Source organism: Streptomyces katrae (assembly GCF_000966975.1).
Taxonomy (GTDB): Bacteria; Actinomycetota; Actinomycetes; order Streptomycetales; family Streptomycetaceae; genus Streptomyces; species Streptomyces katrae.
In genome coordinates, this window is sequence record NZ_JZWV01001701.1 from 1 (window position 1) to 970 (window position 970).

General features: G+C 74.1%; 2 protein-coding genes. One reads left to right on the forward strand and one right to left on the reverse strand.

Annotation, left to right across the window (positions count from 1 at the left end):
- Positions 1-65 precede the first annotated feature (65 nt).
- The gene (locus VR44_RS40195; protein WP_045952647.1) at positions 66-506 is read left to right on the forward strand and encodes an NUDIX hydrolase; all 441 of its coding nucleotides are present in this window, start codon (positions 66-68) and stop codon (positions 504-506) included.
- 53 nt (positions 507-559) lie between these two features.
- On the opposite strand, the gene VR44_RS40200 is transcribed toward VR44_RS40195, so the two are convergent.
- A partial coding sequence (locus tag VR44_RS40200) for a DUF6434 domain-containing protein (RefSeq protein ID WP_045952648.1) occupies positions 560-970 on the reverse strand: 411 nt, incomplete at its 5' end.

The following is a 970-nucleotide window of genomic DNA, read 5'->3' on the forward strand; positions in this document are numbered from 1 at the left end:
CCGGCCCCCCACCCACCCCTCACCGCCCCCTCCCCCCGGGCCGGTTGCCGCCGTACCCTGCGGTGATGAGAACTCCACGTCGAGCGGCGCGCATTGTCGTCCTCTCCCCCAGCGGGTCGGTGTTCCTGTTCCGGGAGAACAACGTCGAAGTCGGCATCCACTGGCTGCCCCCGGGCGGCGGTATGGATCCCGGCGAGACCCCCGAGGAGTGCGTGCGGCGGGAGTTGCGCGAGGAGACCGGGTGGGCCGATCTGGAGCCGCAGCGGCTGCTGTGCACCTGGGAGCACGACTTCACCCACGAGGGCATCCCCGTCCGGCAGCACGAGCACATCTACGTCACCACCGGCCCCCACCGGGAGCCCGTCCTCGAAGCCCCAGGCATCCACTGGCAGTGGGTCTCGCCGGAACGGCTCGCCACCCTCGGCGAGCCGCTGTGGCCCCCGCGCCTGCCGGACCTCCTCGCCGACGCGCGGGCCGAACCGGTCCACCTCGGCCTGGTCACCTGAGCCGCCGGTGACCGTCGGCTCGTAGAGGAACAGGGCGGCGCTGCCGCCACATTTCAGGCCGGCGCGGCGGACCCTGCGGGCGCGGCGGGCCCCGCGGACCCGGCAGGGCTACGCGGTGCCGAGCGGTGGGCGTGCCAGGCCGCCAGGGCTTCGTCCCTCGTGCCGGACGGGTGGCCTGCGTGCCAGGCCCGCAGGAAGCGGTTGAACTCGAACTGCGCGCCGATCGGATGGGGTTCGGCCGCGGCCGCCCGGGTGTCGTGCCAGTGGGCCACCGCTTCGGCCAGGGTGCGGCCGGCGTTCTCCGCGATGTACGCGCGCATGTATCCGTCGAAGTGGAATTCGGGGCCGATCTCCCGCCGGAAGAACTCCCGCAGCACCTGGCTGCACCGCTGCCCGTCGGGAATCACCGTGGTGCCGTCCACCGGGGCGCAGAGTCCGCGGCCGGCCTTGGGCCGGCGGGCGGG

What these genes read in the sequence shown, in the direction of transcription:
- VR44_RS40195 (WP_045952647.1), top strand. Translation starts at nt 66, where the DNA reads ATGAGAACTCCACGTCGAGCGGCGCGCATTGTCGTCCTCTCCCCCAGC.